Genomic DNA, 21,482 nt, shown 5'->3' with positions numbered 1-21,482 from the left:
TTGGGTTCCCGTATCGCCGCCCGACGTGGACGGCTTACTGCTCCTGATTGGCGGCGTTGACGATCTCCACGAAGTCGGGGGCCTTCAGGGAGGCGCCGCCGATCAGGCCGCCGTCCACGTCGGGCTGGGCCAGCAGCTCATGGGCGTTCTTGGCGTTCATGGAGCCGCCGTACTGGATGGTGACGCTGCGGGCCACCCGGGCGCCGTACAGCTTGCGGATTACAGTGCGGATGGCCTCGCACACCTCGCCGGCCTGCTCGGCGGTGGCGGTTTTGCCGGTGCCGATGGCCCAGATGGGCTCATAGGCGATGACCACGTGGCGCATCTTCTCGGCGGGCACGCCGGACAGGGCGGCCTTCACCTGGTAGGAGATGAGATCCATGGTGACGCCCAGCTCCCGCTGCTCCAGGCTCTCGCCCACGCACACGATGGGGTACAGGCCGGCCTCCAGGGCGGCGTGCACCTTCTTGTTGACGGTGAAATCGGTCTCGTTGTAGTACTGGCGGCGCTCGGAGTGGCCGATGACCACGTACTTGACGCCCAGCTCCTTGAGCATCTCGGGGGAGACCTCGCCGGTGTAGGCGCCGTGGGACTCAAAGTGGCAGTTCTCCGCGCCGATGGACACCCGGCACTCCTTGAACATGCGCACGGCGGCCTGAATGTTCACATAGGGCACGCACAGGACTACCTCGCACCAGTTGGGGCGGCCCAGCAGGGGCTTGAGCTCCTCGGCAAAGGCCTTGGTCTCGCTCAGCGTCTTGTTCATTTTCCAGTTTCCAGCGATAATCGTCTTACGGTATCTCCTGTTCATGGGTAGGACGAACCCCTTTCTTCAATTCTGTATTTTATTTTACCGGCCGACCCCTTTGCCGGCCGGGCATGGAATCGCGGGCCTTTTGCTTATCCAGCAGGCAGGCCACGCCGGGCTCGTCGGCACAAGTTCCAGATCTCTCGCTTCCCCGCTGGCGGGAAAGCTCGATCCTTTCACTGTGCCTTTGCTCCCGTCGCGGCACTGCGATTCCCGGGCCGAAGCGGCCCGTCAATCGCGCCGCTTCTTTTTCCCGGCTTGCTTCCTCCGCCACTGGCGGCGCTTCTCCGGGAAACTCTCCCCACGCGACCCGCGGCAAAGCCGCTGGGCTCGCGCGGGGATCCCGACGAAGGAGCTGCCCGGCACGAGTTGTCACGCTTCGCCTGTTCGCGACGCCCGGCTTCCCTCCGTCTCGGGTTCGAACCGCCCCGCTATGCGGGGCTGGGTTCTCACCCTCGCTCCGGTCCATCCGGGCTGCTTGCGACGGCGCCGCGCTTCTTACTTATCCAACAGGCAGGCCACGCCGGGCAGCTCCTTGCCCTCCAGGAACTCAAGGCTCGCGCCGCCGCCGGTGGAGATGTGGGTCATCTTGTCGGCATAGCCCAGCTGGGCCACGGCGGCCGCGGAGTCGCCGCCGCCCACGATGGTGATGGCGTCGGACTCGGCCAGGGCCTTGGCGATGGCGCGGGTGCCCTCGGCGAAGGCGGGGAACTCAAACACGCCCATGGGGCCGTTCCAGATGACGGTGCCGGCGTTCTTCACCGCGTCGGTGTACAGCTCGATGGTCTTGGGGCCGATGTCCATGCCCATCATGTCGTCGGGGATGTCCACCCCGTCCACAGGGTGGGCCGCGGCGTCGGCGGAGAACTCAGTGGCGGCCAGGCCGTCCACGGGCAGCAGCAGCTTGACGCCCTTCTCCTTGGCCTTCTGCATCATCTCCTTGCAGTAGTCCAGCCAGTCACTCTCCAGCAGGGACTTGCCCACGCTGGCGCCCATGGCCTTGGCGAAGGTGTAGCACATGCCGCCGCCGATGATGATGGTGTCGGCGATGTCCAGCAGGTTGTTGATGACGCCGATCTTGGAGGACACCTTGGAGCCGCCCAGGATGGCCACCAGGGGCCGCTTGGGATTGGCCAGGGCGCCGCCCATGATCTCCAGCTCCTTCTGGATCAGGAAGCCGGACACGGCGGGCAGATAGGCCGCCACACCGGCGGTGGAGGCGTGGGCGCGGTGCACCGCGCCGAAGGCGTCGGACACATAGACCTCGGCCATGGAGGCCATCTTCTTGGCCAGCTCGGGGTCGTTCTTGGTCTCGCCCTTCTCAAAGCGGGTGTTCTCCAGCAGCATGATCTGGCCGGGCTGGAGAGCGGCGGCCTTGGCGGTGGCGTCGGGGCCCACCACGTCGGCGGCCATGATGACCTCCTGGCCCAGCAGCTCGCTCAGCCGCTTGGCCACAGGGGCCAGGGACAGCTTGGCCAGGGACTTCTTCCACTCCTCCTCGGTGATGGAGGCGGGATCCTTGCCCTTCTCGGCCTGCTTCTTCACATAGGAGTCAAAGGTGGCCACGGGCTTGCCCAGGTGGGAGCAGGCGATCACAGCGGCCTTCTGCTCCAGCAGATAGCGGATGGTGGGCAGGGCGGCCACGATGCGCTTGTCGTCGGTGATGGCGCCGGTGGCCTTATCCTGGGGCACGTTGAAGTCGCAGCGCAGCAGAACCTTCTTGCCGGCCACGTCGATGTCCTTGACGGTTTTCTTGTTGTAATTCATAGAGCCTCTCCTTTCATCTCGCCCTCCCCGGCGAGGCCGGGGAAGTTTAGCTGCCGCAGCGCCTCATAGGTGAGCACCGCGGCCGCGTTGGATAGATTCAGGCACCGGGCCTCCGCCCGGATGGGAATGCGGATGCAGCGTGCGGCGTGGGCGCGCCGGAATTCCTCCGGCAGTCCCGCCGTCTCCTTGCCGAAGATCAGGTAGCACTCATCCCGAAAGACGGCCTGGGTATAGGGCCGGGGGGCCTTGGTGGTGGCCAGCCAGATGTCCTCCGCGCCGGTCTTGGCGAAGAAGTCGTCCAGGTTTTCATACACCCGCACGTCCACCAGGTGCCAGTAGTCCAGACCGGCCCGCTTGACCGCCTTGTCGCTGATGTCAAAGCCCAGAGGCTTGATCAGGTGGAGACGGGTGCCCGTCACCGCGCAGGTTCGTGCGATATTTCCCGTGTTTTGGGGAATTTCCGGCTCAAACAGCACAATATTGAGCAACCTCGCGCCTCCTCCCGCTTACTCCCTGGTCAGCGGACGATATTGTACTCCAAAACCGGGAGGATTTCAACCTTAAAAGTGTAAAAAAGTACTGAAACAGCCAGTTTTCTTTCCGACAGGTTTCTCTGCCGTCCGTTTGGATTTCCACTTTATTGTAGCGGCCGGCTGTGGTATGATGAAAGGGACACCAAGGAGGAGCGTGAAGCAAGTGAAACAGCAGAACCCCCGCAGGCTGGTGGTGAAGGTGGGCACATCCACCCTGACCCGGGAAACCGGGAGCCTCAACCTGCAGAACATGGAAAAGCTGGCCCGGGTGCTCTCGGATCTGGAGGGCATGGGCTATCAGGTGGTGCTGGTATCCTCGGGCGCCATCGGCATCGGCACCAAGAAGCTGCGGCTGGAGGAGCGGCCCCGCGAGCTGCGGATGAAGCAGGCCACCGCCGCCGTGGGCCAGTGCATGATGGTACATATCTACGACAAGCTCTTTGCCGAGTACAACCGCACCGTGGCCCAGATCCTCCTCACCGGGGAGGACGTGGAGTCCCCCATCCGGTCGGAGCACCTGCGCAACACCTTTGAGGCCCTGCTGGAGCTGGGGGTGATCCCGGTGGTCAACGAGAACGACTCGGTGTCCTCGGCGGAGATCGAGACCGGCCAGGCCAAGGTGCTGGGCGACAACGACACCCTGTCCGCCATCGTGGCCCGGCTGTGCGGAGCGGAGCTGCTGGTGCTGTTCAGCGACATCGACGGCCTCTACGACGCCGACCCCCGCACCCACCCGGACGCGAAGCTGATCCACCACGTGGAGGCCGTCACCCCCGAGCTGGAGGCCATGGCCGGCGGCGCGGGCACGTGGCGGGGCACCGGCGGCATGGCTACCAAGCTCCACGCCGCCCGGCTGGCCCTGGAGGCGGGCATCGACATGGTGATCGCCAACGGCAGCCGTATGGAGGCCCTGTACGACATCGTGGACGGGAAGAATGTGGGCACCCGGTTCTCCGCTTCGTTAATTGATAATTGACAATGGATAATTGATAATGGACGGTTTCCCGGCCTGGGTAGGCCTCCATGCACCGAGGCCGGTCGACTGTCATTATCAATTCTCAATTACCAATTGTCCATTATCCAGGAAAGAAACCATACTGAGGAGGGATTTTTATGACCGTACTGGAGACCCAGGGCCTGGCGGCCAGGAATGCCGGCCGGGTGCTGGCGGTGGCGGGCACCGCCGCCAAGAACGCCGCTCTGGAGGCGGCGGCAAAGGCCATCGAGGCCAGGCAGGGCGAGATCCTGGCCGCCAACGCCGAGGATCTGGCGGCGGCGAAGGCCGCCGGCATGCGCCCGGCCCTGGTAGACCGGCTGGCCCTGGACGAGGGCCGCATCGCCGGCATTGTGGAGGGGGTGCGGCAGGTGGCCGCCCTCCCAGACCCCATCGGGCAGGTGGTGAAGATGGACACACGGCCCAACGGGCTCGTCATCGGCAGGCGCCGGGTGCCCCTGGGCGTCATCGGCATCATCTACGAGGCCCGGCCCAACGTGACGGTGGACGCCGCCGCCCTGTGCCTGAAGTCGGGCAACGCCGTGATCCTCCGGGGCGGCAAGGAGGCCTTCCGCTCCAACAAGGCCTTTGTGGCCGTCCTGCGGGACGCCCTGGAGTCCGCCGGCCTGCCCCGGGACTGCGTGGCCCTGGTGGAGGATACCAGCCGGGAGAGCGCCAACGAGCTGATGAACCTGACGGACTATCTGGACGTGCTCATCCCCCGTGGGGGCGCGGGGCTGATCCAGAGCGTGGTGAAAAACGCCCGTGTGCCGGTGATCCAGACCGGCGTGGGTGTGTGCCACGTCTATGTCCACGAGGGGGCCGACCTGGACATGGCCGCCCGCATCATCCACAACGCCAAGACCTCCCGGCCGTCGGTGTGCAACGCCGCCGAGTGCCTGCTGGTAGACCGGGCGGTGGCGCCGGACTTCCTGCCCATGGCGTGGCAGCTGCTCCAGACCAAAAATGTGGAGCTGCGGGGCTGCCCCGAGACCCGGGCCATCCTGGGGGACTTCGTCAAGCCCGCCGAGGACGCCGACTGGGACACCGAGTTTGGCGACTACATCCTGGCCGTCAAGGTGGTGTCCGGCTTTGACGAGGCGGTGGACTTCATCGCCGCCCACGGCACCGGCCACTCCGAGGCCATTGTCACCCGGGACTACTTCGCCGCCCAGCGATTCCTGGACGTGGTGGACGCGGCAGCGGTGTACGTCAACGCCTCCACCCGCTTCACCGACGGCTTCGAGTTCGGCCTGGGGGCGGAGATCGGCATCTCCACCCAGAAGATGCACGCCCGGGGCCCCATGGGCCTGGAGGAGCTGACCAGCTCCAAGTATGTGGTCTACGGCACCGGACAGATCCGGTGAGCATACAATAGAGCGGGCCGCCCCTGCGCTACATACGGTGTGGATTTGTCACCGTATGAATCCCATGGAGGTGGTTTCCCATGCTGGAACGCCAGCTGGAGCTGGAGGGCGGCCTGACCGTCTGCCGCCTGGGGGCCCTGTGCCCCGACGGCGGGCAGGCGCTGGAGTGCGCCCTCCGCCTGGAGGGGGTGCTCCCCGGTCGGCGGGTGGCCGTCCGGGTGGAGGCCCTGGAGGGGGACGAGGAGCGGGGGAGCCGGGTGGTTGTCCTGCCGCCCCACCAGGGGCCGGAGCCCCGGGACGTGGCCGTGGAGGGCATCCGCCTGTACTTCGAGGGGGACGGCCCACGGGCCCTCACCGTCCGGGCCGACGCCCACTATGTGGATCAGGGCGGGCGCTGCCTGCTCTGAATCTGAAGCAGAACACCCCGGCCCCGGAACCAAACGGTTCCGGGGCCGGGGTGTTGCGCATTCAAATGAGGGGCTGCCGCCGCTATTCCCCTCTCCACAGCTCTGGATTGAGGCAGATAAATACCACCGCCCCAGGGAGGATCAGGAACAGCCCGTATTCCCCGATCCACGGCTGGAGAAAGAGAGCGGAAATCAGGCAGAGCAAAACCGCAGCGACTCCAATGACAACCCGTACCCACATAGGCCATTTCATCATAAACAAGTTCCTCCAGTTAAAAAATTCGTTATTACGAAACATTATAACAGAGGAACCGGATAAACTCAACCTGTAAAATTCTTTATTGCGAATTGCGGGTGTCGTTATGCAGAAGATACGGCCAGACCTGGATATCGGGCACAATATCCAGCGCTTGCGGAAAGCTGCTGGCATGACCCAGGATCAGGCAGTGGCAAAACTCCAGTTGATGGGGCTGAATATTTCCAAGAGCACCTATGCAAAACTGGAGACCAACCGGATGAACATCAAGGTGAGCGAACTGGTCGCAATGAAGGAAATCTTCCATGCCGAATATCAGGATTTTTTTGTCGGGCTGCCATAGCGCGGCAAAGCGTTTCCCGTGAGTTCCTGCTGGGAGGTTCCGCTATCCTTGACCGCCCATACCGAGCGGGAGGTGGAGGCCCTGTCCCGGCTGGTGGACGCCATGCGGGCAAAAGAATAGCAGCGGTTTGCGTGGGTGCAAACCGCTGCTGTTTTTTGCGAATTCGTGTCAGCCCTCGATTTTGTCCACCCGGCGCTGGTGGCGGCCGCCCTCAAATTCCGTGTTGAGGAAGGCGTCCAGAATCCGGTCGGCCATGTTGTTCCCGATCATCCCGCCGCCCATGGCCAGCATGTTGGCGTCGTTGTGCCGCCGGGTCATCTCGGCGGACAGGGGCTCGCTGCACAGGGCGCAGCGGATGCCCTTCACCTTGTTGGCGGCGATGGAGATGCCGATGCCGGTGGTGCAGACGACGATGCCCCGGTCACATTCGCCGGAGGCCACCGCCTCCGCCGCGGCCCGGCCGAAGTCGGGGTAGTCGCAGCTCTCATTGGTATAGCAGCCGAAGTCGTGATACGCCAGCCCGCGGGCGTCCAGGTACTCCATCACGTGGCGCTTGAGGGCGAGCCCTCCGTGGTCACAGCCCAGTGCGATCATGTGATCTCCTCCTATTACAATTTGTGAAATACAGGCTTGCGTTTCTCATAGGTGCAGACGTACCGGAAGCCGCAGGCGGACAGCAGCGCGCAGGCCGCCTCCACCCCCTTGCCCACATCCCGGGGGGTGTGGGCGTCGGAGCCCACGGTGACGATCTCCCCGCCGCAGGACTTGTAGAGCTCCAGAATGGGCTTCCACGCCCCGATGGTGTGCCCCCGGCAGGTGTTGATCTCCATGCCCCGGCCCTTCTCCACGGCGGTGCGCAGGATGGCCCGGATGCGGCCGTAATAGGGCTCCAGGGACACCGGTACCTCCATATACCGCAGGGGATAGATGATGTGGGCCAGCACGTCGTAGAAATCGGTGTCAGCCAGCAGGGCCATGGAGGCAAAGTAGTCGTCCAGGGCGGCGCAGCAGGCCGCCTCGTCGGGGTAGGGAACCACGTAGAGGTCGGTGCCCCCCTTCTCCGGGCACAGGTTGTGGATGGAGCCCAGGATGAAGTCCGCCTCCGGCCGGGCGCAGATGGCCGCTGCCGCCGCCGGATCCAGGTGGGACATGCCGAACTCCAGCCCCAGCCGGAGGGTGAAGCCCGGCTTGCAGGCCGCCAGGGCCTCCCGGTACTGGGCGCAGGCCCCGTCCCAGTCATAGGCCCGGTTGGGGCGGCCGTGCTCGTCCAGAAAGTCGCAGTGGTCGGTGATGCACAGCTCGTCCAGCCCGGCCCGCTCCGCCGCGGCGGCGATGTCCGCCATGGGGGCGTGGCCGTCGAAGGACATACTGCTGTGGGTGTGGTAATCGGTGAGATACATAACAGACACCTCGGAAAAAGCCTCGCAGAGTTCCGCCGCCCCGGCGGCGGAATCAGTCGAAAGAAAGTGCGGAGCAGGACATGCGCCTGCGGAGCACACCGATACCCCTGGCCGTGGCGGCCAGGGCCTCCCCCGCTGTGCGGGGGAGAGAGGGGTATCAAAATCGCTGTGCCGCCGAAGGCGGCGCGGCGGTTTTGTATCTAGGGGGGAAGAATTCCCCCCTAGAGGCACTCAAAACGGCCAGCTCGGGAACCACCCCAGCACATTGTTGCTGTACCAGGTGGGGATCTGGATGCCAACCAGCACGGGGTAGAACAGGGCGTACAGCCCCACGGCCCCGCCGGTGACGGCGAACATGGCGGGCTTCCAGTTCACCATCTCCTCCCGCTCTGCCAGGGTGTGGAACACGTAGCACAGGGCCAGCACCAGGAAGAGCACGGAGGGGAAGTAGTGGTAGGCGAAGGTGATGCGCCCGATGAAGAACCAGGGCACCAGCTGGGCCAGGTAGCCGATGAAGATAAACAGGGCCCTGGCGCAGCGGCGGCGCACGGCCTGCACGGCGCAGGAGGCCACCGCCAGCAGGCCGCCCCAGCACACCACCGGGTTGACGAAGGCGGCGAAGCGGGTGGTGTACCCCGCCACGTCGTTGTCCATATAGTACAGGATGGGCCGGATGTCAAAGAGCCACTGGTACCAGCGGGAGGAATAGGGGTGGGAGTCGGTGACGCCGCTGTGGTAGGAGAGCATATACTTCTGGTTCTCCCACATGGCGCTGATCAGGCCGGTGAGGCTGGTGTCCCCCTCCGCCATGGCGTAGGGCAGGTAGGACAGGGTGTAGATGGCCGCCGGGATGACGGCGAACACCAGCACGGAAAAGCCGAGGATCTGGAAGACCCACTTCACCCTGCCGGGCTGCTCCGCCGGCCAGTCCCGCACCTTCTGGTACAGGCCGATGAAGTAGAGCACCACCAGCCCGGTGCAGCCGTAGATCACCGTCCACTTGGAGGCCGCCCCGATGCCCCAGAACAGCCCCGACAGGAACAGGGGCAGGGCGCACTTCCGGAAGGGGGTGCCCGCCGGCAGGGTCAGGTAGCGGTACATGAACCAGTACATCAGCAGGATGAAGAAAAACGCGTAGGTGTCGATGGTGGCCAGCCGGGTCTGGGTCAGGTGCATGAAGTCCGCCGCCAGCAGGATGGTGCCGCAGGTGGCGATGGAGGTGCGGCCGAACAGGTTTTTCAGGAACACGTACAGCAGGGGCAGCATCCCCACCCCGAACAGGGTGCCCATGAACCGCCAGCCGAAGGGGGTCATGCCGAAGAGGCGGATGCCGATGCCCATGATCAGCTTGCCCAGGGGCGGGTGGGAGATCTCGTAGGGCTCGATGCCACGGATGTGCTCCCAGGCGGTGCGGGGGTGGTAGATCTCGTCAAAATAGGCCTCGTCGTAGTAGGTGGGCTTGTCCGGCACCATGTCCTGCTCGTCAAACAGGGGGCTGACCGAGCCGGGCACCTCCACCCGGTTCCCCGCCATGTCGAACAGGGCAACCTCCCCCAGCTCCAGCAGGCCCTTGTTGGCCTGCCCGGTGATGCGCAGGTAGCGGATATACTGGGGGTTCTCAAAGGTGAGCTCGTTCCACTTGAAGAGCTGGTTGTAGTTCTGGGTCATGGCAAAGCTCTCGCCGTAGCCGGTGGAGTCGGCCCAGTAATAGACGGTCTCCTCGCTGCCGGCCTCATCCGTCTCCGTCCGGCTCCACAGGGTGAGCCAGGTCACCCCGTCCTCGGAGATCTCCACCTGGTACTTGCCGGTGCCCAGGTTGGGGTAATACCACAGCTGGGACACCTGCACCGCCTCGGGCAGGGAGAAGGTGGCCGACTCCCCGCTGCCGAAGTCCCAGGCGCTCTGGGGCGCCCGGAGGGAGCCCAGGTGGGCGAAGGCGGTGACGGCATACACGGCGGTGATGAGGAGGATGGGAATGGCGTCCCGCCGCACCAGGGGATGGCATCTGCCGGCGAAGGTGAAGCGGGGCTGCTCCCGGGGCGCCTCCTCGGGAGGCGTGATCAGGCGCTTGGCCAGGGGGGCGCGCTGGGTGCCCCAGTACCAGTAGAAGAAGGCGAACAGCGCCAGCAGGGTGGCGATGGGAAAGAGATAGACCAGATAGTGGACGGGATTCATAGGCGGTCACCTCTCGGAAATCAAAAAAATAGAAGGACGGGCATACGCTCGTCCTTCTATTTTATTTCTTCTTCTTCTTTTTGTCAAAGAAAGATTTTACGCTGTCCACCGGACTGGGTGGAATCTCGCCCATGGCTTCGCCATAGGCACGCAGCGCCTCCTTCTGCTCGTGGTTCAGGTTGGTGGGAACCTGAACCTTCACGGTGACATACTGATCACCGCGTCCGCGGCCGTTGACGCTGGGGATGCCCTTCCCCCGCAGGCGGAAGGTGGTGTCGGGCTGGGTGCCGGCGGGCAGAGTCCACTTGACCTTGCCGTCGATGGTGGGGATCTCCAGCTCCGCCCCCAGGGTGGCCTGGAGGAAGGTGACCGGATGCTCCAGATACACCGACGTGCCGTCCCGCTTGAAGAAGGGGTGAGGCCGCACGGTGACGCTGATGAGCAGATCCCCCGCCGGGCCGCCGTTTTTGCCCGCGCCGCCCTGGCCCCGCAGGGAAACGGCCTGGCCGTTGTCGATGCCGGCGGGGATGGTGACGGTGATGCGGCGCTGCTTGCGCACATTGCCGGTGCCGCCGCAGCTCTTGCAGGGCTGGTGGATGATCTTGCCCCTGCCGCCGCACTTGGGGCAGGTGGTGGTGGTGGCGAAGGTAAAGGCCCCGCCGCCCCGCTGGATGCGGATCTGGCCGCTGCCGTGGCAGTCGGGGCAGATCTCTGCCGTGGTGCCGGGGGCGCAGCCGGTGCCGTGGCACTCGTCGCAGGGCTCGGTGCGGGTCAGGTTCAGCTCCTTTTCGCAGCCGAAGGCGGCCTCCTCAAAGGAGATGGTGACCGAGGCCCGCAGGGTGTCCCCCTTCATGGGGCCGGTGCGCTGGCGGCTGGAACCGCCGCCGCCGAAGCCGCCCCCGAAGAAGGAGCCGAAGATGTCGCCCAGGTCGATGTCGCCCATATCGAAGCCACCGAAGCCGCCGAACCCGCCGCCGGGGCCGCCGGCGCCGAAGTTGGGGTCCACCCCGGCGTGGCCGAACTGGTCGTAGCGGGAGCGCTTCTCCTTGTCGGAGAGCACCTCATAGGCCTCGTTGACCTCCTTGAACTTGGCCTCGGCGTCCTTGTCGCCGGGGTTCAGGTCGGGGTGGTACTGCTTGGCTTTCTTCCGGTAGGCCTTCTTGATCTCCTCGTCGCTGGCCCCCTTGGACACGCCCAAGACCTCATAATAATCGCGCTTCTGTTCAGGCATTGGTTTCTCTCACCTCACTCGTAATTGACAATGGAAAATTGACAATTGACAATTGCCGCCGCCCAAGGCGGGACGTGAGGACGGGAGCACCCAGGTGCCCCCGCCCCCGAATTGTCAATTGTCAATTCAAAAATTATCAATTACTTGTTGTCGTCGTCCACGACCTCGTAGTCGGCGTCCACCACATTGGGGTCGGTGTTGGTGGCGCCGCCGGCCTGGGCAGAGCCCATGTCGGGGCCGGGCTGCGCGCCGCCCTGGGCGCCGGTCTGCTGGTACATCTTTTCCGCGATGGGATAGAACGCCTTGCTGGCCTCCTCGGTGGCGGTCTTGATGGCCTCCACATCGGTGCCCTTCATGGCCTCCTTCAGCTTGTTGAGGGCGGCCTCCACGCTGGCCTTGTCGTCGGCGCTGATCTTGTCCTTGGCGTCCTCCAGGGCCTTCTCGGTCTGGTAGATCACCTGGTCGGCCTGGTTGCGCACGTCCACCTCTTCCTTGCGCTTGGCGTCCTCGGCGGCGAACTGCTCGGCCTCCTTGACGGCCTTGTCGATGTCCTCCTTGGACATGTTGGTGGAGGAGGTGATGGTGATGTGCTGCTCCTTGCCGGTGCCCAGATCCTTGGCGGACACGTTGACGATGCCGTTGGCGTCGATGTCGAAGGTGACCTCGATCTGAGGCACGCCGCGGCGGGCGGGGGCGATGCCGTCCAGATTGAAGCGGCCCAGGGTCTTGTTGTACTGGGCCATCTCCCGCTCGCCCTGGAGCACGTGAACCTCCACGCTGGTCTGGTTGTCGGCGGCGGTGGTGAAGATCTGGCTCTTCTTGGTGGGGATGGTGGTGTTGCGCTCAATCAGCTTGGTCATCACGCCGCCCATGGTCTCAATACCCAGGGACAGGGGGGTGACGTCCAGCAGCAGCAGGCCCTTCACGTCGCCGGTGAACACGCCGCCCTGCAGGGCCGCGCCCAGGGCCACGCACTCGTCGGGGTTGATGCCCTTGAAGCCCTCCTTGCCGGTGAGCTTCTTCACCATGTCCTGCACGGCGGGGATGCGGCTGGAGCCGCCCACCAGCAGCACCTTGGCAATCTCGCTGGCGGACAGGCCGGCGTCGCTCATGGCCTGCTTCACGGGGCCGCTGGTGGCCTCCACCAGGTGGGCGGTCAGCTGGTCAAACTTGGCCCGGGTCAGGGTCAGATCCAGGTGTTTGGGGCCGGTGGCGTCGGCGGTGATATAGGGCAGGTTGATGTTGGTGGAGGTGACGCCGGACAGCTCGATCTTGGCCTTCTCGGCGGCCTCCTTCAGGCGCTGCATGGCCACCTTGTCGCCCGTCAGGTCAATGCCGGTGTCCTTCTTGAACTCGGCGGCCATCCAGTCCATGACGCACTTGTCGAAGTCGTCGCCGCCCAGGCGGTTGTTGCCGGCGGTGGCCAGCACCTCGATGACGCCGTCGTCGATGTCCAGGATGGACACGTCGAAGGTGCCGCCGCCCAGGTCGTACACCATGACCTTCTGGGACTGCTCCTTGTCCACGCCGTAGGCCACGGCGGCGGCGGTGGGCTCGTTGATGATGCGCTTGACATCCAGGCCGGCGATCTTGCCGGCGTCCTTGGTGGCCTGGCGCTGGGCATCGGTGAAGTAGGCGGGCACGGTGATGACCGCCTCGGTGACGGTCTGGCCCAGATAGGCCTCGGCATCGGCCTTCAGCTTCTGGAGGATCATGGCGCTGATCTCCTGGGGGGTGTAGGCCTTGCCGTCGATGTTCACCTTGTAGTTGGAGCCCATCTCACGCTTGATGGACATGATGGTGCGGTCGGGGTTGGTGATGGCCTGGCGCTTGGCCACCTGGCCCACCATGCGCTCGCCGTCCTTGGAGAAGGCCACCACGGACGGGGTGGTGCGGTTGCCCTCCGCGTTGGGGATGACGACGGCCTCGCCGCCCTCCATCACAGCCACACAGGAGTTGGTGGTACCAAGGTCAATACCAATAATCTTAGACATAATTCAGTTCCTCCCATATATAGAAAATTCTTTTTAACAAAATTGATAATGGATAATTGAAAATTAGAACTCCAAACCGGAAATTCTCAATTGTCAAGTTTCAATTCTAATTGGCCACTTTGACCATGGCGAAGCGGATCACCTTGTCCCCGGACTTGAAGCCGGCCTGGAACACGTCCACGATGGTGTTCTCCCCGGCGCTCTCGTCCTCCACGTGCATCACCGCGTTGTGGAGGTTGGGATCGAAGGTCTCGCCCAGGGCGGGGATCTCCTCGATGCCAAGCTTGGCCAGGATCTCCTTGAGCTGGGTCATGGTCATCTCCACGCCCTTCTTGAAGGCCTCGTCGGCGGTCTCCTGCTTCAGGGCCCGCTCCAGGTTGTCGTACACCGGCAGGAAGGCGGCGGCGGTCTCCGCCTTGGAATCCGCCCAGGCGGACTCCTTCTCCTTCTGGCTGCGGCGGCGGTAGTTGTCATACTCGGCGGCCAGACGGAGGTACTTGTCCTCCTGGTCGCTCAGGTTCTTTTTCAGGGTCTCCAGCTCCTCCAGCAGGGGATTGGGGGACTCGGCCTGCTCCTCCTGGGGCTGGACGGCCTCCTGGGCCTGGTCAGCGGCCTCCGGAGCGGCGGCCTCTTTCTTTTCCACGTTCTTCTCGTTCTGCTCGCTCATGGGATGTCATCATCTCCTATTTCTCGTCGTCCCTGCCCTGGGGCAGCTCCCCCTGGCCGAACAGCCGGGAGAGACCCTCCGCCAGGTAGGACAGGCGTGCGGTTATCTTGGCATAGTCCATGCGGGTGGGGCCCACCACGCCGATGACGCCCCGCATCCCCTCGCCGATGTCATAGCTGGCCACCACAACGCTGGTGTCCTTTAAGGCGTCGGCCACGTTCTCCGGGCCGATGAGGATCTTCATGGGGTCGTCCTTGGGGACGGGGAAGCGGGTGGGATCGCTGTCCTCCGACAGATAGCTCATCAGGGGCTGGGCCCGATCCAGGCTCTGGTACTCGGGCAGCTCCAGCAGATGGGCCAGGCCGGAGGTGTGCACCCGGCGCTGCTCCAGGCCCTCCAGCACCACCATGGCGAAGGACACCACCAGGGAGATGAGCCCGTAGGCCTCGCCGGCGGCGTGCTGGGCCACCCGCATCAGCTCCGGCGTGATCTCCGCCAGCGTCAGGCCGGTGAAGGTGGTGTTCAGCAGGGTGTTGAGCATCTGCAGCTGGGCCTCCGTCAGGTCGGAGGGCAGGCGGATGAGCCGGTTGCGCACCACGTTGGTGTCGGTCATCACCACAATGATGAAGGCGTTGTGCTCCACCATCAGCAGGTCAAAGCGCCGGATGGTCACCTTGTCCATGCCGGAGGAGAGGGCGAAGGCGGGGTAGTTGGTCAGCCGGGACACCACCCGGCCCGCCTGATCCAGCACCCGGTCAAGCTCCTGCATCTTCAGGCGCAGGGCCTGGTTCATGCGCTCGGTCTCCTGCAGGGAGAGCTTGTGCTCCTCCATCAGCTCGTTGACGTAGAGCCGGTAACCCTTGGGAGAGGGGATGCGCCCGGCGGAGGTGTGGGGCTTCTCCAGCAGGCCCATGGCCTCCAGATCCGCCATCTCGTTGCGGATGGTGGCGGAGGACACCTCCATGCCGATGGAGGAGGCGATAGCCTTGGAGCCCACCGGCTCCGCCGACTGGATATAGCTCTCGATGATGGCGCGGAGAATCCGTTTTTTCCGTTCAGTCAAATCCATTCCGGCCACCCTTTCATAGTTTTAGCACTCATACTCCTCGAGTGCTAAACATAATGTAACACTGTCCCGGGGAAATGTCAAGAGGTGCGGTTGTAAATTAAATGTGAACGAGGGAAAATCAAGCAATCCCGGGGGCGGACTGCCGGAATACCGCCGTTGACGGGACAGGCGCGGAATGATATGATAAGAGAACCAGAGGGGCGCAGCCCCCAAAATACAGACAAAGGAGGGGCGGCCTGTGGAAGAGCGACTGCCCGTGGAGATTATCGACTTTGAGGAGCGCTACAAGCCGGCGCTGGAGGACATCTCCCTGCCCTGGCTGCTGGAGTACGACCTGCTGGAGCCGGTGGATCTGGAGATGCTGGCCGAGCCCCACCGCTTTGTGGCCGACGGGGGCCGGGTGCTGCTGGCCCGCTGCGGGGAGGAGATCGTGGGCATGGTGATGGTGGAGCTCCAGGGCGAGGGGCAGTGCGAGCTGCTCAAGCTGGGGGTTCGGGAGGCATACCGGGGCCGGGGCGTGGGGAACGCCCTGATGGAGGCCGCCCTCCAGGCCGCCCGGGACGCCGGGCAGAAGCGGGTGGTGCTCACCTCCAACCACAAGCTGAAAGCCGCCCTGAGCCTGTACGAGAAGTTTGGGTTTGAATACACAACGTATTCCGACAAATGGTTTCAACTTTCCGACATCAGAATGGAGCGGGAGCTGTAACAGACGGCGTACCCGGACAAAGCCCGGGTACGCCGTCTGAGGCTGTCGATAGACCCTCCAGCCAAAGGATTCGGAGGGAAGGATAGTGTGAAAGGCTGCCCCGCAGGGCGTTTCGGAGCGCAACCGCCGCAATGCGGCGGCACTTGGCGCGGAGATGAACCGTCAGGGTTCCCTTTCGCGTTGGATCAAACAACTTTTTGAAACTTCAAAAAAGTTTCAAAAAGTTTGGCAGCCTGTCGAAAAGACTTTTTCGACAGGCTGAGACGGCGTACCCGGACAAAGCCCGGGTACGCCGTCTGTCTTTCGTATTCAGCAGTGGATGGCGGTGCCGGTGCGGCCGGCCACGCCGTCCTTGGCCTTCTCCAGCAGGGTGATGAGGGCGGAGCGGCCGGGGGCGCTCTCGGCGAACTTCACCGCGGCCTCCACCTTGGGGAGCATGGAGCCGGGGGCGAACTGGCCCTCGGCGATGTACTGCCGGGCCAGCTCGGGAGTGAGCTCGTCCAGCCACTTCTGGTCGGGCTTGCCGAAGTTCACCGCCACCTTCTCCACGGCGGTGAGGATGATCAGAGTGTCGGCCTCCACCTGCTGGGCCAGGACGCAGGAGGCGAAGTCCTTGTCGATCACCGCCGCCGCGCCCTTCAGGTGGTGGCCCTCGGTCTTATACACCGGGATGCCGCCGCCGCCGCAGGCCACCACCACCAGGCCGGCGTTCACCATATCCCGGATGGACTCGATCTCGATGATGGACACCGGCTGGGGGGAGGCCACCACCCGGCGCCAGCCCCGGCCGGCGTCCTCAATCACGTCGTAGCCCCGCTCGGCCACCATCCTGTCCGCCTCCTCGCGGGTCATGAAGGCGCCGATGGGCTTGGTGGGGTGGGCGAAGGCCGGGTCGGCGGGATCCACCTCCACCTGGGTGAGCACCGTGGCCACCCCCTTGGAGATGCCCCGATCCAGCAGCTCCTCCCGCAGGGCGTTCTGCAGGTCGTAGCCGATGTAGCCCTGGCTCATGGCCACGCACACGGACAGGGGACAGGGGATGTACTTGTCGGGCTCCGAGCGGGTCAGCTCCGCCATGGCCTTCTGGATCATGCCCACCTGGGGGCCGTTGCCGTGGGCGATGATCACCTGGTGGCCCTCCTGGATCAGATCCACAATGGCCCTGGCCGTCTGCTTCACGGCGATCATCTGCTCCGGCAGGTTGCTGCCCAGGGCGTTGCCGCCGAGGGCGATGACAATTCGTTTACCCATTTTTGGATATTACCTCCTGTTTTGGACGGGCGGAAGATGGATGTGTTTTCCCCAAAGCCGCACACGATGGCAGGGGCGGTCTGTGACCGCCCGCGGGCGACCGCAGGTCGCCCCTACAGGGCGATTGGAGACGTAACCCCTCAGAAAACAGCGGGCCCGCCCGCAGAATACCAGAATCCGTATTTGCGGGCGGGCCGGGAAGAAGGGAGGGTTACGGGAAAGAAGCCTTGCTTCGGATTATTTCTGGAACCAGCGGGGGGCGCCGCGCTCCTCCAGGGCCTTCAGAGTGGCCTGGGGATCCTTCACCTTGGCCAGGAAGATCATGGCGGCGATGATGTAGGGCTTGAAGGAGGCCTCCTTGTACAGGGGATCGCGGTAGCGGTCGAACACGCTGGCCTCCACCTCGCCGTCCACGCAGGAGACGCCGTTGATGTCGGCGGGCAGGCAGTGCAGGTACAGGGCCTTGCCGTCGCGGGTGGTCTTCATCAGCTCCTCGGTGCAGCACCAGTCCTTGTGCTGGGCGTTCTGGGCCAGCAGCTCCTTCTCCAGGGCCTTGATGCCCTCGCTGTCGCCCTTGGCGTACAGGTCGGTGCGCTTCTCCATGGCGGCGAAGGGGGCCCAGCTCTTGGGGTACACGATGTCGGCGTCCTTAAAGGCCTCGGCCATGGAGTGGGTCTTGGTGAAGGTGCCGCCGGTCTTGGCGGCGTTGGCGGCGGCCACGGCCTCCACCTCGGGCATGACCTCGTAGCCCTCGGGGTGGGCCAGCACCACGTCCATGCCGAAGCGGCTCATCAGGCCGATGACGCCCTGGGGCACGGAGAGGGGCTTGCCGTAGCTGGGAGAGTAGGCCCAGGTCATGGCCACCTTCTTGCCCTTCAGGTTCTCCACGCCGCCGAAGTGGTGGATGATGTGGAGCATGTCGGCCATGCACTGAGTGGGGTGGTCGATGTCGCACTGGAGGTTGACCAGGGTGGGCTTCTGCTCCAGCACGCCGTCCTTGTGGCCGGCGGTGACGGCGTCCACCACCTCGTGCATATAGGCGTTGCCCTTGCCGATGTACATGTCGTCCCGGATGCCGATGACGTCGGCCATGAAGGAGATCATGTTGGCGGTCTCCCGGACAGTCTCGCCGTGGGCGATCTGGCTCTTGCCCTCGTCCAGATCCTGCACCTCCAGGCCCAGCAGGTTGCAGGCGGAGGCGAAGGAGAACCGGGTGCGGGTGGAGTTGTCCCGGAACAGGGAGATGCCCAGGCCGGAGTCGAAGATCTTGGTGGAGATGTTGCGCTCCCGCAGATTGCGCAGGGCGTCGGCCACGGCGAACACGGCGGAGAGCTCGTCGTCGGTCTTCTCCCAGGTGAGGAAGAAGTCACCCTCGTACATGTCCTTGAAGTTCAGGCTGTTCAGCTTGTCGATATATTTCTGCAGATTTTCCATTGCGGCAATCTCCTTTTCTGTTTTTTGAATGGATAATTGATAATTGAGAATTGAAAATGGGCGGTTATGCAGCCGGTTCCGTCTCCTGTGCCGCGGTTACGCGCGGAGAATTATCAATTATCCATTGTCAATTTTCAATTACTGGATGTCGTTGTCCGTCTTGCCCGCCCGGAACTGGGACACGTCGGCGGTCTTGTTCTCCTCCTTGTACAGGCCGGGCACGGCGGCGTACAGGGCGGCGCAGGTCACCAGATCCCCCTTCCAGGTGATCTCGTTGGGGGCGTGGGCCTGACTCTCGGCGCCGGGGCCGAAGCCCACGCAGGGGATGCCGTACCGGCCCTGGATGGCCACGCCGTTGGTGGAGAAAGTCCACTTGTCGGTGAGGGGGCGACCGGTGCGCAGGTGCATGGCGTCCCGGGCCTGGTCGGCGTCGGCGTAGCCGATGCGCTCGTCGCCCCACAGGGCGTGGTGGGCGTCCACCAGGGCCTGGACGTGGGCGGCGCTCTCCTTGTTGATCCAGGTGGGGAAGTAGCACTCGGTCTCGTACACCTCGCCCGTCCAGGAGGGCCGGTCATACATGTACATGGAAACCTTCACATCGTCGCCGTACTTCTTCACGCTGGGCAGGTCGCGGATCTCCTGGAGGCAGGAGTCCCAGGTCTCGCCGGCGGTCATGCGGCGGTCGATGGAGATGGAGCAGGAGTCGGCCACGGCGCAGCGGCTGGGGGAGGTGTAGAAGATCTGGGAGGTGGTGCAGGTGCCGCGGCCCAGGAAGCGGGCGTCCTCGTAGTGGTCGGGGTTGTACTTGGGATCCAGCATCTTCACCAGGCCCTTGACCTCCACACTGTCGTCGGCGGGGTTCTCGTTCAGGGCCCGCACGTCCTGGAGGATGTCGGCCATCTTGTAGATGGCGTTGTCGCCCCGCTCGGGGGCGGAGCCGTGGCAGGACACGCCGTGGACGTCCACCCGGATCTCCATGCGGCCCCGGTGGCCCCGGTAGATGCCGCCGTCGGTGGGCTCGGTGGACACCACAAACTCCACCTGCTCCTTCTTGATGCCCTTGGCGGGGAAGAACTTGTTGACGATGTACTGCCAGCACATGCCGTCGCAGTCCTCCTCCTGGACGGAGCCCACCACCATGATCTTATAGCCGTCGGGGATCAGCCCCAGCTCCTTCATGATCTTGGCGCCGTAGGTGGCGGCGGCCATGCCGCCCTCCTGGTCGGAGCCGCCCCGGCCGTAGATCACCGCGTCGTCCTCGTAGCCCTCGTAGGGGTCGGCAATCCAGTTGTCCCGGTTGCCCACGCCCACGGTGTCGATGTGGGAGTCGAAGGCGATGATCTTGTCGCCCTGGCCCATCCAGCCGATCACGTTGCCCAGGCCGTCCACTTCCACCTCATCGTAGCCCAGCTTCTCCATCTCGGCCTTGATGCAGGCGACCACCTCTTTCTCCTCGCAGCTCTCGCTGGGGTGGGAGATCATAGCCCGCAGGAAGCGGGTCATGTCGGCCTGATAACCGGCGGCGGCGGCTTTGATCTTCTCGTAATCCATGTTCATGTCCATGCCCTCCATCATCTATGTCCCATATTTGTGTAAACCATTGCGGATGCCTCGCAGAGTTCGCGCCCGCAGGCGCGAATCATATGGAAACCATGTTTTCCGGCGACATGTGCGTCGGAAAACATACTTCTCGGCCTGCAAGTGTGTGATTTGGCTGGCAACAGCCAAATCATGCGCGCGGCAGGCCGCAGCCTTTCTCAAACCCGCGGCTCTGCCACGGGTTTGAAGACTAATAGTCTTTCTGCGGGGAGTCGGTGGTGGGATACTCGCCGTCCCAGATCACCCGGCGGAACTTCAGCGGGTCGGTGTTGCCCTCGGTGGAGAAGAGCAGCACCTGGCTGAACCGGTCCAGCTCCAGGGCCTCCCGCAGCTCCTTATAGGTATCGTCGCACATGATGGCGTCCAGGCAGCCCATGCCCACCGCGCCGGACTCGCCGGAGATGACGGTGGGATCGCCCTTCACCGGCACGCCCAGCATCCGCATGCCCTTGGCGCTGACCCAGTCGGGGCAGGAGACAAAGGCGGACACGTGGTTGCGCAGGATGTCCCAGGAGAGGGTGTTGGGCTCGCCGCAGGCCAGACCGGCCATGATGGTCTGGAGATCGCCGGTGACGATGCGGGGGGAGCCGTCCCCGGCCTTGGCGCCCTGGTAGAGGCAGTCGGCGGCGCTGGCCTCCATCACCACGAACTTGGGCGGGTTGCTGGGGTACAGGTTGGTGAAGTAGCCCACCACCGCACCGGCCAGGCTGCCCACGCCCGCCTGGACAAACACGTGGGTGGGGCGGTTCACCTCGCACTGGCGGAGCTGCTCGGCGGCCTCGCTGGCCATGGTGCCGTAGCCCTGCATGATCCAGGAGGGGATCTCCTCATAGCCCTCCCAGGCGGTGTCCTGGACGATCACGCCGTGCTCGGTCTGCTCCGCCTCGGCGGCGGCCATGCGGACGCAGTCGTCGTAGTTCACGTCCTCGATGGTGACCTGGGCCCCCTCCCTGGCGATGTTGTCGTACCGGGACTGGCTGGAGCCCTTGGGCATGTGGACAACCGCCTTCTGGCCCAGCTTGTTGGCCGCCCAGGCCACGCCCCGGCCGTGGTTGCCGTCGGTGGCGGTGAAGAAGGTGGCCTGGCCGAACTCCTTGCGGAAGGCCTCGCTGGTCAGGTAGTCGTAGGTCATCTCGGACACGTCACGGCCCATCTCGCTGGCGATGTACCGGGCCATGGCAAAGGAGCCGCCCAGCACCTTGAAGGCGTTGAGGCCGAAGCGGTAGCTCTCGTCCTTCACATACAGCCCGCCCAGCCCCAGGTACTTGGCCATACCGTCCAGCCGGGCCAGGGGGGTGACGGAGTACTGGGGGAAGGAGCCGTGGAAGAACCGGGCCTTGGCCACATTGGGCAGGGCCATGATGGACAGCTGCTGGTCGTCGCTCTTGGGCATCCGGTTGAGCACCCACTTGATCTGGTCTTTCATGGGGGATTGTCGCCTCCAAATTATTTTGAAGTATTGCTTATTTTTTGTTTTGCAA

Annotated in this window: 19 protein-coding genes; 5 read left to right on the top strand and 14 right to left on the bottom strand. The window is 64.3% G+C overall.

Annotation, left to right across the window (positions count from 1 at the left end; genetic code table 11):
- Positions 1–34: 34 nt before the first annotated feature.
- The 3 genes from tpiA to B5E42_RS06460 form a co-directional block, all read right to left on the bottom strand.
- Positions 35–811: a triose-phosphate isomerase gene (tpiA, locus tag B5E42_RS06470; protein ID WP_087237844.1), complete on the bottom strand. Its 777-nt coding sequence runs from the start codon at positions 809–811 to the stop codon at positions 35–37.
- Between the two features lie 495 nt (positions 812–1,306).
- Positions 1,307–2,575 (bottom strand): phosphoglycerate kinase, encoded by a 1,269-nt coding sequence (locus B5E42_RS06465; protein WP_087237842.1) that lies wholly within the window; start codon positions 2,573–2,575, stop codon positions 1,307–1,309.
- Positions 2,572–3,063, bottom strand: a complete 492-nt coding sequence (locus tag B5E42_RS06460) for a tRNA (cytidine(34)-2'-O)-methyltransferase (protein ID WP_087237840.1) — start codon at positions 3,061–3,063, stop codon at positions 2,572–2,574. The genes B5E42_RS06465 and B5E42_RS06460 overlap by 4 nt, the downstream gene beginning before the upstream one ends.
- A gap of 172 nt (positions 3,064–3,235) precedes the next feature.
- Between B5E42_RS06460 and proB the strand changes: the two genes are divergently transcribed.
- The 4 genes from proB to B5E42_RS06440 all read left to right on the top strand — a co-directional run bounded on the left by proB (position 3,236) and on the right by B5E42_RS06440 (position 6,475).
- Complete coding sequence (gene proB / locus B5E42_RS06455) at positions 3,236–4,084, top strand: glutamate 5-kinase (protein ID WP_087237838.1); 849 nt, start codon at positions 3,236–3,238, stop codon at positions 4,082–4,084.
- Positions 4,085–4,221: 137 nt separating this feature from the next.
- On the top strand, positions 4,222–5,469 hold the full coding sequence (locus B5E42_RS06450; RefSeq protein WP_087237836.1) for a glutamate-5-semialdehyde dehydrogenase: 1,248 nt from the start codon (positions 4,222–4,224) through the stop codon (positions 5,467–5,469).
- Between the two features lie 80 nt (positions 5,470–5,549).
- Complete coding sequence (locus tag B5E42_RS06445; protein WP_087237834.1) at positions 5,550–5,876, top strand: hypothetical protein; 327 nt, start codon at positions 5,550–5,552, stop codon at positions 5,874–5,876.
- 362 nt (positions 5,877–6,238) lie between these two features.
- Positions 6,239–6,475 carry a helix-turn-helix transcriptional regulator gene (locus B5E42_RS06440; RefSeq protein ID WP_087238270.1) on the top strand — a complete coding sequence of 79 codons (237 nt, stop codon included), beginning with the start codon at positions 6,239–6,241 and terminating at the stop codon, positions 6,473–6,475.
- 168 nt (positions 6,476–6,643) lie between these two features.
- On the opposite strand, the gene rpiB is transcribed toward B5E42_RS06440, so the two are convergent.
- The 7 genes from rpiB to hrcA form a co-directional block, all read right to left on the bottom strand.
- A complete protein-coding gene (rpiB, locus tag B5E42_RS06435; RefSeq protein ID WP_087237832.1) occupies positions 6,644–7,069 on the bottom strand; it encodes a ribose 5-phosphate isomerase B in 426 nt (141 codons plus the stop codon).
- Positions 7,070–7,083: 14 nt separating this feature from the next.
- Entirely contained in the window at positions 7,084–7,875 is a 792-nt protein-coding gene (locus B5E42_RS06430) for a PHP domain-containing protein (protein WP_087237830.1), read from the bottom strand.
- Between the two features lie 231 nt (positions 7,876–8,106).
- Complete coding sequence (locus B5E42_RS06425; protein WP_087237828.1) at positions 8,107–10,050, bottom strand: phospholipid carrier-dependent glycosyltransferase; 1,944 nt, start codon at positions 10,048–10,050, stop codon at positions 8,107–8,109.
- Positions 10,051–10,111: 61 nt separating this feature from the next.
- A complete protein-coding gene (dnaJ, locus tag B5E42_RS06420; RefSeq protein ID WP_087237826.1) occupies positions 10,112–11,281 on the bottom strand; it encodes a molecular chaperone DnaJ in 1,170 nt (389 codons plus the stop codon).
- A gap of 140 nt (positions 11,282–11,421) precedes the next feature.
- Positions 11,422–13,275 carry a molecular chaperone DnaK gene (gene dnaK, locus B5E42_RS06415; RefSeq protein WP_087237824.1) on the bottom strand — a complete coding sequence of 618 codons (1,854 nt, stop codon included), beginning with the start codon at positions 13,273–13,275 and terminating at the stop codon, positions 11,422–11,424.
- 106 nt (positions 13,276–13,381) lie between these two features.
- Positions 13,382–13,942 carry a nucleotide exchange factor GrpE gene (gene grpE, locus B5E42_RS06410; RefSeq protein WP_087237822.1) on the bottom strand — a complete coding sequence of 187 codons (561 nt, stop codon included), beginning with the start codon at positions 13,940–13,942 and terminating at the stop codon, positions 13,382–13,384.
- Between the two features lie 16 nt (positions 13,943–13,958).
- A complete protein-coding gene (hrcA, locus tag B5E42_RS06405; protein ID WP_087237820.1) occupies positions 13,959–15,011 on the bottom strand; it encodes a heat-inducible transcriptional repressor HrcA in 1,053 nt (350 codons plus the stop codon).
- Positions 15,012–15,249: 238 nt separating this feature from the next.
- Between hrcA and B5E42_RS06400 the strand changes: the two genes are divergently transcribed.
- Entirely contained in the window at positions 15,250–15,717 is a 468-nt protein-coding gene (locus B5E42_RS06400; protein ID WP_087237818.1) for a GNAT family N-acetyltransferase, read from the top strand.
- Positions 15,718–16,026: 309 nt separating this feature from the next.
- On the opposite strand, the gene arcC is transcribed toward B5E42_RS06400, so the two are convergent.
- From arcC to dpaL, 4 genes are all read right to left on the bottom strand, one after another.
- On the bottom strand, positions 16,027–16,968 hold the full coding sequence (gene arcC, locus B5E42_RS06395; protein WP_087237816.1) for a carbamate kinase: 942 nt from the start codon (positions 16,966–16,968) through the stop codon (positions 16,027–16,029).
- A 237-nt stretch (positions 16,969–17,205) separates the two neighbouring features.
- Positions 17,206–18,402: a knotted carbamoyltransferase YgeW gene (gene ygeW, locus B5E42_RS06390; protein ID WP_087237814.1), complete on the bottom strand. Its 1,197-nt coding sequence runs from the start codon at positions 18,400–18,402 to the stop codon at positions 17,206–17,208.
- Positions 18,403–18,540: 138 nt separating this feature from the next.
- Positions 18,541–19,953, bottom strand: coding sequence for a YgeY family selenium metabolism-linked hydrolase (locus tag B5E42_RS06385; protein ID WP_087238267.1), 1,413 nt, complete (start codon positions 19,951–19,953; stop codon positions 18,541–18,543).
- Between the two features lie 238 nt (positions 19,954–20,191).
- Positions 20,192–21,427: a diaminopropionate ammonia-lyase gene (gene dpaL / locus B5E42_RS06380; protein ID WP_087237812.1), complete on the bottom strand. Its 1,236-nt coding sequence runs from the start codon at positions 21,425–21,427 to the stop codon at positions 20,192–20,194.
- Between the last annotated feature and the right edge of the window lie 55 nt (positions 21,428–21,482).

Source organism: Flavonifractor sp. An10, assembly GCF_002161215.1.
In the GTDB taxonomy this organism is placed as follows: domain Bacteria; phylum Bacillota; class Clostridia; order Oscillospirales; family Oscillospiraceae; genus Flavonifractor; species Flavonifractor avistercoris.
This window is presented reverse-complemented; position numbering and strand designations above follow the sequence as displayed.

What these genes read in the sequence shown, in the direction of transcription:
- B5E42_RS06465 (WP_087237842.1), bottom strand. Translation starts at nt 2,575, where the DNA reads ATGAATTACAACAAGAAAACCGTCAAGGACATCGACGTGGCCGGCAAG.
- B5E42_RS06425 (WP_087237828.1), bottom strand. Translation starts at nt 10,050, where the DNA reads ATGAATCCCGTCCACTATCTGGTCTATCTCTTTCCCATCGCCACCCTG.
- B5E42_RS06430 (WP_087237830.1), bottom strand. Translation starts at nt 7,875, where the DNA reads ATGTATCTCACCGATTACCACACCCACAGCAGTATGTCCTTCGACGGC.
- tpiA (WP_087237844.1), bottom strand. Translation starts at nt 811, where the DNA reads ATGAACAGGAGATACCGTAAGACGATTATCGCTGGAAACTGGAAAATG.
- arcC (WP_087237816.1), bottom strand. Translation starts at nt 16,968, where the DNA reads ATGGGTAAACGAATTGTCATCGCCCTCGGCGGCAACGCCCTGGGCAGC.
- B5E42_RS06385 (WP_087238267.1), bottom strand. Translation starts at nt 19,953, where the DNA reads ATGGATTACGAGAAGATCAAAGCCGCCGCCGCCGGTTATCAGGCCGAC.
- dpaL (WP_087237812.1), bottom strand. Translation starts at nt 21,427, where the DNA reads ATGAAAGACCAGATCAAGTGGGTGCTCAACCGGATGCCCAAGAGCGAC.
- proB (WP_087237838.1), top strand. Translation starts at nt 3,236, where the DNA reads ATGATGAAAGGGACACCAAGGAGGAGCGTGAAGCAAGTGAAACAGCAG.
- dnaJ (WP_087237826.1), bottom strand. Translation starts at nt 11,281, where the DNA reads ATGCCTGAACAGAAGCGCGATTATTATGAGGTCTTGGGCGTGTCCAAG.
- B5E42_RS06445 (WP_087237834.1), top strand. Translation starts at nt 5,550, where the DNA reads ATGCTGGAACGCCAGCTGGAGCTGGAGGGCGGCCTGACCGTCTGCCGC.
- hrcA (WP_087237820.1), bottom strand. Translation starts at nt 15,011, where the DNA reads ATGGATTTGACTGAACGGAAAAAACGGATTCTCCGCGCCATCATCGAG.
- dnaK (WP_087237824.1), bottom strand. Translation starts at nt 13,275, where the DNA reads ATGTCTAAGATTATTGGTATTGACCTTGGTACCACCAACTCCTGTGTG.
- rpiB (WP_087237832.1), bottom strand. Translation starts at nt 7,069, where the DNA reads ATGATCGCACTGGGCTGTGACCACGGAGGGCTCGCCCTCAAGCGCCAC.
- B5E42_RS06440 (WP_087238270.1), top strand. Translation starts at nt 6,239, where the DNA reads ATGCAGAAGATACGGCCAGACCTGGATATCGGGCACAATATCCAGCGC.
- grpE (WP_087237822.1), bottom strand. Translation starts at nt 13,942, where the DNA reads ATGAGCGAGCAGAACGAGAAGAACGTGGAAAAGAAAGAGGCCGCCGCT.
- B5E42_RS06450 (WP_087237836.1), top strand. Translation starts at nt 4,222, where the DNA reads ATGACCGTACTGGAGACCCAGGGCCTGGCGGCCAGGAATGCCGGCCGG.
- ygeW (WP_087237814.1), bottom strand. Translation starts at nt 18,402, where the DNA reads ATGGAAAATCTGCAGAAATATATCGACAAGCTGAACAGCCTGAACTTC.